Consider the following 8,712-nt stretch of genomic DNA (forward strand, 5'->3'; position numbering starts at 1 on the left):
GTGCCAAGGACCGGCGCGTCCAGGTCCCGGCTGGGGGCGATCAAGGTCAACATTCCAACGCCTTACCTCTACCCATCCGCGCCGGGAGGCGGCCCATCAAGGCATCTCATCGCGCCCCGGCGCTTGCGATCGGGTCCCGGTTCCGCGAAGATCCATGTCGTGCTCCGATCTCCTCCCGGACCAGGGGGCCCCTCCATGACCGGCCAGAAGCGACGATGGCTCCGCGTCCTCGGGCTGCTCGCCCTCATCACCACCGCCGGGCCCGTACACGCCCAGCGCCGGATGGGAGGCATGACCCACCCCGGCATGCCCATGAACCGCGGCATGGGCGGCATGGGCATGGGCGGCATGGGCATGGGCGGCATGGGCATGACCCGCCCCGGATTCGCGGGCAACAACATCTTCATGGGCACGAACCAGAACGTCTGGATGGGCGGCCGGGGCGTCGCCTTCGGCGGCCAGCCCGGCGGCGGCTGGAACAATGGCGGCGGCTGGGGCGGCGGCTGGAACAACGGCGGCGGCTGGAACAACGGCATCGGTTGGGGCGGCGGCTGGAACAACGGCATTGGTTGGGGCGGCGGCTGGAACAACGGCATCGGTTGGGGCGGCGGCTGGAACAACGGCATCGGATGGGGTAACGGCCTCTACGGCTTCGGGACCGGGGCGTTCGGCGCGTTCGGGACGGGCATGCTGGGGACGGTCATCAACGCTCCCATCTACACGAATGGCTACGGCGTTTATGACTATTTTCCGACCTGGGGAATGGGGAACTACGGCGCCTGGGGCCTGGGCTCGGTGGCCGACGACTGGCTCTATGGCGGCTACGTCAATCCCTACTACAACCAGCTGACGGCCACGCTGCCGGCGTTGGTGGCCGGTTCGTACGACTACCGGAAGCCCATCGTCCCCTCCGGGGATGCCTTCGCCCGGGCGGCGAATGCCCAACCGGCCCCGGACGCGCCGGACGACGCGGCGATCGTCGAGCAGCTCATCACCGTCGCCAAGCACGCCTTCAAGGCGGGCGAGTATGCGAAGGCCCTGGAGATCGCCGATCGGATCCTCAAGGACAAGCCCGACCAGCCGGCCGTCCATCAGTTCCGGGCCCTTTGCCTGTTCGCCCTCAAGCGCTACGAGGAGGCGGCGGCCGTCGCCTACGCGGTCCTCTCGGCGGGGCCGGCGTGGAGCTGGGCCACGCTGGTCGGCCTCTATCCGGACGTGGCGACCTACACCGGCCAGGTCCGCGCGCTCGAGGCGGCGGTGAAGGCGAAGCCCGGGGATCCGGCGGGGCACTTCCTGCTCGCCTATCAGTACATGGTCCAGGGCCACAAGGAGGCGGCCGCCTCGCAATACGAGAAGGTGGCGGCCATGCAGCCCGACGACAAGCTGTCGGCGTCGTTCGCGAAGGCCTTCCGCAAGTTGGCCGAGGCCGCACCCGCGCCCGTCGCCACAGCCGGCCGCTCGAAGCCGGCCGCCGACGCATCGAACGCCCGGGCCACGGCCTCGACCGAGCCTCCTCCGCCCCCGCCGCCCGCCCTGGTGGGGACCTGGAAGGCGAGCCCGGCCGCCGACGTGGCGATCACCCTGACCATGCAGGCCGACGGCGAATTCACCTGGGAGGTCAACGCCAAGGGCAAGACGCAGACCCTCACCGGCCGCGCCGGGTACAAGGACGGGACGTTGGCCCTCCTCCAGGCCGACGGCCCTCCCCTGGTCGGCAAGGTCACGGAGCAGGGCGACGGCACATTCCTGTTCGCGCCGCCAGCGGGTGCCCAGCAGCAAGGGGCCGGGCTCACGTTCCACAAGTCGTGATCGAAGTCCCCCGGGGCGGAGCCAGGCCATGATCCACACCATCGCCCCGCGCGGGCCGCTCGGCACGCTGGTCGAGCGAATCTGGCTGGATGATGCCTTCGAACGGCCGCATCGCGCCGAGCGCATCCTGCCATGCGGCACGCTCGACCTGATCCTGAACCTGACGCCGGGCGTCGATCCGGCGATCCTGGCCGCGGGGGCCCGGTCCGGACCATTCACCTTCGAGGCCGCGGGCACGACCGCCGTCCTCGGGGTCGCGTTCCGGCCGGGGGGCGCCGCACCGATCCTCGGCCTGCCGGTCGACGAGATCCGGGACGCGATCGGCCCGCTCCGGGCGATCTGGGGACGCGAGGCGGATGACCTGTCCGAAAGATTGGCCGAGCCCGGCGTCGCCGGGGAACGACTCGCGGAGATGGAACGCGTCCTGGTCGCACGCCTGTCCCGCGCCCCCCGCCGTCATGCCGGCGTCGCGATGGCCCTGCGCCTGCTGGGGGAGGGCACGGGCCACTCGCCGATCGCGGCGGTGGCGAAGGAGGTTGGCCTCGGCCCTCGTCAATTCCATCGGACCTTCCGCGCCGAGGTCGGCCTTTCGCCGAAGCTCTACGGCCGGCTCCGACGCTTTGGCTCCGTCCTGCGATTGGCCGCCGCGGCGCGACGGGTCGAGTGGGCGGCCATCGCCCAGGCGTGCGGCTATCACGACCAGGCCCACCTGATCCGGGACTTCCGCGCCTTCGCCGGGATGTCGCCGACCCGATACCTCGCGGCACGGGTCGGCAGTCCCAACGAACATCACCTGCCCGAGCCGACCTGATTCGGATCGTGGCCCCGCCGGGTAAGCACCCGGATCGACGTCCGATTCGTCCAAGACGGCCCGAGCGGCCTGTCGGAGAATCATCGCGATCGCGGGCGGGCACGGTCGCCGGGCCGGGACGCGCCGCGAGGCCATTCAGGATGGGTGTTGCCCGATGACGACCGATTCATCGAAGGCCCTGACCTTCGGGATCTTCCCCGGGATGACCGGGAGCGAGCAACTGGGACTCGGCGGCGGACCGCCGCACGATCCCGAACGGACGGCCGAGGCGCTCGAGGCCCTCCAGCCGCCGGGCCGGCCGCTCCTGGTCCGCAACTACGTGATCTACACGGGGAAGGGCGAGGGCGTGGACGCCACGCCCGGCGATCTTTGCCGGTACGCGCGCGACGGCCGGCGGATCGATCACGTCCTCTGCTACGCGACCGAGGATGGCGATCTCGACGACTGGGCCGCGTTCGTGCGCCAGGCGCTCCGGGAGCACGGTCCCTTGCTGGAATCGCTCCAGATCGCCGAGGAGCCGAACAATCCGGACTTCCAGCGGGGCGGCAACGGCGGCTTCCCCCGGGTCCGCGAGGCGATCGTGGCCGGGGTCCTGGCGGCGCGTGAGGAGGTGGACCGCCTGGGCCTGGACGTCCGGATTGGATTCAACGCCTGCCCCTCGTTCGACCCGGCCGAGGGGTTCTGGCCGGCGATGGGGAAGCTCGGCGGTCGGTCGTTCCGCGATGCCCTCGGATACGTCGGCCTCGACTTCTTCCCGGACGTCTTCCGCCCGATCCCGTTCGAGTCCCTGGCCACGGCTGTAGACGGACTCCTGCGGCATTTCCGCGCGACGAGCCTGCCGGCCGCCGGCATCGGGCCGGATGTGCCGATCCGGGTGACCGAGAACGGCTGGCCGACGGGGCCGGGGCGGACCGCCGAGACGCAGGCCGCCGTCCTCGAGACCGTCGTCCGCGCGATCGCCGCGGTGGCGGGCCGTCTCAACGTGACCCACTACGAGTTCTTCTGCCTCCGCGACGGCCATTCCGCGAACCCCGACCTCTGGACGCAGTTCGGGCTCGTGCGGGATGACTACGCCCGCAAGCCGGCCTTCGAGGCCTATCGCCGCCTGGTCGCGGAGCTTTCCGCATAGCGTCTCGCCGAGCCTGATCCATGCCGAGCTGCGGCGCGGGGAGAAAGGGTCATCCCAGAGGCAGCACACGCCCTCCCCGGAGCCGACAGGCCGCCCTGGCCGGCAAGGTCACGGGGCAGAGCGCCAACACGCTCCTGTTCGCGCCCTCGGGTTTCCAACAACAACGGGCCGGGTCAGGTTCCGCAGGCCTTGATCGATACCCGTGGGCCGTTGAGTGCCGAAGCGGCGGAGGTACAAATTCTCCAACCTACTGCGGGTAATCAGAATGTCCCCCTGCGGCCTATCCCCCTGCGGCCCTTCCCCCTGCGGCCCTTCCGAAGAAGCGAGCGTCGCGCCAGTTCACCAGCGTCGCCAAGCCCTCGGGGACGCTTTTGAATGTCACGGCGGAGGGATTGGAGGCCAACTGCTGCGCGGACAGCGAGCAATTCGATTACTGTCGAGGGAGAGGGCCGCACGTCCGGGGATGCTGGGTCATCGATGCGGTGTTCGGAAAGACCTGAAGCAGGCATCAGACAGCCCAATACGCAGAGAATATCCACAGACTTACAGGATCAACGTCCTGAGACAATGGAGGCAGTATGTCTGCGACTTCCAGCCGAGACGAACAAGTGCTGGATCAGTAGAGGTGCGTCGTCCCCGTCACGGAGGTGGGCGGACTCTTTCGCGTGAGGATCGGATGGACGATGGACAGATTCAGCCCAAGTTGCCGGGGACGCCATCTTCAACAGGGAGTCATTGTCCTGGATGTTCTTCAACACGTTTTTCATTGCCCGTTCCACGTCGCCATCGAGAACGTAGCCGAGCATTCCACCGTGTTGCACGTGGCGACTGTATTTTCCGTCCACGAAGCGCTGCATACCCTCCTTCACGTACTTGTCTGCCAGCGACTTCATCACGCCGTTGATGCGGGCGTTCAAGCGTTTAGCTTCCAGGCAGTAGTAGTAGCTGCCGTCGTGGCTTGGGAAGAACACGATGTCCTTGCGCCCGGTCTCCTTGGCCAGATCGACATCGACTTCCACGTCCTCGTAGCGGATCAGGAACCGGTGCCGCTGGCGGTCCTGTTTTTTGACCATCGCGGCATACAGGCGGATCGACACGGCCTCTTCCCGCTCGTCGGGCGCAGGCGGGGGGATGTGCTGCCAGGCGTCGAGCGTGAGCGCAAGGACGGAGGAAACCCCACCGCCCTCGATGAACCCCCGCCATTCGCTGGTGTCTCCAACCGTCATCCGCCCTCCTTGCGGGGTCGCATGAGGAGGGAGTCAGCAATCTCGTCCGCGTCGTTGAGCGCGGCAGTGCGGGTCCAGAAGCGAAGGCCGACCGGCTTGGTGATGTACAGCAAAGTCTTGTCGAACACCTTCAGCCCGCGGGCAAGCGCGAGCGGCACGCCGTCGATCTCTGCGATGCGCTGGAGACGGCTTAGGGTCGGTAGCACGTCCTTCGTTGCCGAATCCAGATGTGTCGGCGACCGGCCCCGCACGGTCTTCTCCAATACAACCATGCCGATTCCGAGGCGGGGATCGATCACGGGCTTCCCGTGAACTCGGTAGCCGTCGCTCGCCCACTGGTTGAGGGTGTCGCACAGGAGGTCGGTGTAAGCCTCCTGCTCTGCCTGTGTGGCCGGCATGATCGTCGGCACGGCAGTACGGCGGCGGGTCGGCCGGACGCTGGGAATGATGACCGCGTCCGTGTCCCCGATGAGCACCCGCTCGACGGCGTTGATGTCGAAATACTCCTCGACGAGCGCCTCGGCCTGGGCTTGCGCACGTTCGGTGGTGGCGGGGCGACCGAGCGTGTTGTCCTCAGCGTCACGGATCGCCCGGTTCATGATCCGCCCTACTTCGGCGACGATCTCGGCCGCGCGCACCGGAACGTGGGTGGCTTCGGGAAACGGGAACGGGAGACGCATCAGGTCGTCGATGTCAACGCGTGCCCGGCTCACTCCCCAACTCGAGGAGGTGTGGAACAGGAAGTACCGAGCAAGTTTTGACCGAAGATAGAATGTTAGGAAAGCAAGTAGGTCAGCGTCCGTCGCCGGCCCGTGGATACCACGAATGCCATGCTTGTACGCGACATTTTCGTTGACAAAAGCAACCTTGTTGAAGCCCTCTGTGACCAAGACAAGGGGCTTGTTAAAGATGGTCGGGTCGCTGATTGCCCAGCGGAGCCTGAGTTCGAGCTTCGATACCGGGGGGCAGTCTCTTGAGGTGAGGAAGCCGTCCAAAGAGTGCGTGCCGGCCTCAACCCTTGCCGTGTTGTCGAGAGTGAGCACTCGTAACCGCTCGAGCTTGTGCTGTTCGCCGAACTCGTCGAACCCTTCGGCTACGATCCAACGCTTCTGAGTTCCCTTGCCGCGTTGACCCAGTCTGTCTCGGAGGCGAGGGAAAAGTCGCAGGCGGTCCATCAACCTGCGGTCGCGGAACGTCGTCCAGTATCGTTCTTTCCAAATGAGCGGGGCGTCTTCGCCCCGCAGGTCGTTGAGCACCTCCCGCACCGTCAGCCGCGCTCGGTCTTGCGGCAGGACGGTGATGACTTCGGCCTGGGTCACGGCCCAGTCGGTCTTTGGGGACCAGTAGTCGATGGGGTGGGCGGTATTCGCGGGCTTTGCCCTGGCGTACCCGACCACCATGGCCGGGGCTTCCGCCTCCTCGAACAGGAACCGCTGGTAGTCGGCCAGGTTCAGGATGAGATCAACCGCGTGTGTTTGAAACCATTGCTTTTGGAAATCCACCGCGCTCTGTGTGTGGTTAAACAGAAGACCGTGGGGCAGGACGAAATACGCCCGCCCGTCATTGGTGAGATGCTCGGCCGCCTTCCACACGAACCCGGCGGCGATCTGCTTACCCGGCAGCGGCCTGCGGCGTGCGGAGCACCAGGCCGCTGGCGGATCGGATCGCCCCCCGGCCTTCGCCCAGGGCGGGTTGCCCACCACCACATCGACTTTTTCTGACAGGTCGGCGGCAGAGGTGAAGAAATCGGCGCACCGAATCGTCCCGCCCTCCCCGTCTTCGGCGAGGAGCCGCGGGAGGATTTTGATCTTCCTCAGCACCCGGCGGATGCCCGGCGGGGAAAGCTGGTCGAGAAGAGCAAGGTATAAACTGAAGGCCGTAATGCGGCAGGCCGTGCGGCTTTTGTCGATCCCGTAGATGGCGGTTTGCAGGATTGAGGTTAGCCCACCGAGCCTTGCGTCATAGTCCGCGCCCGGGTGAGCGCGGCTCCACTCTTCCGCAAGACGGTTGAATAGCCCTACGAGGAAAATGCCCGACCCACACGCCGGGTCGAGATACCGTTTGTCGAGCAGCGTCGGAACTTTGTCCAGAGCGCGGTCGAGGACCAATTCCGCCAGGAACCGCGGGGTGTAGAACGCCCCAGCCTTCTTCTTTTCCGCCTCTCCCGCCGCCTTGAGGAAGTGCTCGTAAATTGCGCTGATGGTGTCGATCGGGATAATGCCGAACTCGTACGGCCAGAAGCTCTGCTGACCGGTGCGGGCGTCGGTGCCGCGAAAGAACCGGTCGAGGATTGCGAGGTGTTCCGCTCGCACTTGCCGAGCCTCTGCCTCCAGGTCGTCGCTAAACAGATCGCCGTTGAAATCTTGACCGAGTTGGGTGAACAGCTTGTAAAGGTCGGCCTTGGCGTCAGAACGCTTCTTCCGACCGAGAATGTCACGCAGGTGGTCGGCGTCGTAGATACCGACCTTCTCAAGGTACTTCCGATCGATCACGTCGCGGTCGAATAAGTAACATGTGAACACTAATCGACATAGTAGGGCGTCGAGCGTCTCAGGCTCCAGCCGCGCGGCCGGCACCTCGCTCAGCACGGCCCGGGTCGCTTCGAGGTTGTGAAGCAGGTTGCGATCCACCCGCTTCTCGGGGTCGAATGCAGGCCGGTGTGTGCGAAAGTACTCCCGGGATTCGACCGAGAGCAGGAACGCTTGGAGCTGGTCGACGACCCGGTCCAGGCGCTGCACGAATCCCGCCGGTGTGCCAGCCGAGGTGGTCGTCAGAGTAGGCTCCGAGAGGCCCGAGTAGACGTGAACCTCGTCCGGTGCGATCAGCACCAGGATGGGGGCTACCCCCTGGTTCCAGAAAGTGCGGTGCAGGGTTGCGATCTGGCTCGGGTCGATCCGGTCCAACTGCCGGAAATAGATGAGCGGGGCGTTATTGTGGCACAGCACACCGTCGAGTTGCATGTCCTCGAACGCCCGCCGGAGGACGTGTGCTTGGCTGGCCGCATTGCCCGCGGCGTCGATATCGGACGTGTTCGAGAAGAAGACCGGCGGGCTGATACCGTCCAAGCCGAAAGCCCTAATCCAGTCGGACGCCGGTGTTGCGGGCATGTCTCAGCCCCCCGCGACCGACGTAACGGCCGGTTCAGACACGAGTTCGTAAGCCCAATGGCGGGCGTGGCGGACTGCCCGGATGCCGTAGCCCCGCTCGCGGAGGGCAGTGATGTCGCGGGCGACGGTAGGGACCGACACGCCGAGCTTCTCGGCCAGCCCGGGCGTGGAGTCCCGGCCGCCGCGAAGCAGGCGTATCAACTCGCCGAGCCGTCGTTCAATCCCGAGTGCCTTTTCGTAACGCATTGTGCCTGCTCCCACCGAAGAAACTATATCTCGGCGCGATAGACTTTTCAAGCGTCGTGGGGACCCGCAATTCGCTCGGGTGTTTCATACACCGGCCTCTCGGTGCCGCATGAGCAAATATTGCTGTAATTACGGCGGACCTGGTGCTCCGCCGGGCTCACGGTCCACACCTCCCCTTTGACTCCCACGCGGGGGGCTCGATCATCCCGATTTCTCGCGATCAGGTCCCATCGATGGCCGCCACCGGAGGGCGGCCAGTCAACCGCTCGTACACCTCTTGGAAGATCTTCCGGTAGGGGTAACTCTCGCCAGTTGGAACATTACCCGGCGGGTGCTGACCTCCACCCGTGAAGCCACCTTCAGCAACTGCAGGCGGGTTGTCCC

6 protein-coding genes are annotated in these 8,712 nt (G+C 66.2%); 3 read left to right on the forward strand and 3 right to left on the reverse strand.

Annotated features, from left to right (window positions below):
* The first annotated feature begins 195 nt into the window (after nt 1-195).
* The 3 genes from G6O54_RS35930 to G6O54_RS35940 all read left to right on the forward strand — a co-directional run bounded on the left by G6O54_RS35930 (nt 196) and on the right by G6O54_RS35940 (nt 3,749).
* Complete coding sequence (locus G6O54_RS35930) at nt 196-1,809, forward strand: tetratricopeptide repeat protein (protein WP_165235537.1); 1,614 nt, start codon at nt 196-198, stop codon at nt 1,807-1,809.
* Nucleotides 1,810-1,837: 28 nt separating this feature from the next.
* Nucleotides 1,838-2,620 carry a helix-turn-helix domain-containing protein gene (locus tag G6O54_RS35935; protein WP_165235541.1) on the forward strand — a complete coding sequence of 261 codons (783 nt, stop codon included), beginning with the start codon at nt 1,838-1,840 and terminating at the stop codon, nt 2,618-2,620.
* Between the two features lie 154 nt (nt 2,621-2,774).
* A complete protein-coding gene (locus G6O54_RS35940) occupies nt 2,775-3,749 on the forward strand; it encodes an endo-1,4-beta-xylanase (RefSeq protein ID WP_165235544.1) in 975 nt (324 codons plus the stop codon).
* A 551-nt stretch (nt 3,750-4,300) separates the two neighbouring features.
* Here G6O54_RS35940 and G6O54_RS35945 read toward each other — a convergent pair.
* From G6O54_RS35945 to G6O54_RS35955, 3 genes are read right to left on the reverse strand one after another with little or no spacing between them, the layout of a single operon-like run.
* Nucleotides 4,301-4,975 (reverse strand): hypothetical protein, encoded by a 675-nt coding sequence (locus G6O54_RS35945; RefSeq protein WP_165235547.1) that lies wholly within the window; start codon nt 4,973-4,975, stop codon nt 4,301-4,303.
* Nucleotides 4,972-8,082, reverse strand: a complete 3,111-nt coding sequence (locus tag G6O54_RS35950) for an HsdM family class I SAM-dependent methyltransferase (protein ID WP_165235550.1) — start codon at nt 8,080-8,082, stop codon at nt 4,972-4,974. Before G6O54_RS35950 ends, G6O54_RS35945 begins: the two co-directional genes overlap by 4 nt.
* Before the next feature lie 3 nt (nt 8,083-8,085).
* Entirely contained in the window at nt 8,086-8,328 is a 243-nt protein-coding gene (locus G6O54_RS35955; protein WP_165235553.1) for an HTH domain-containing protein, read from the reverse strand.
* Between the last annotated feature and the right edge of the window lie 384 nt (nt 8,329-8,712).

Source organism: Aquisphaera insulae, from assembly GCF_011064615.1.
Lineage (GTDB): Bacteria > Planctomycetota > Planctomycetia > Isosphaerales > Isosphaeraceae > Aquisphaera > Aquisphaera insulae.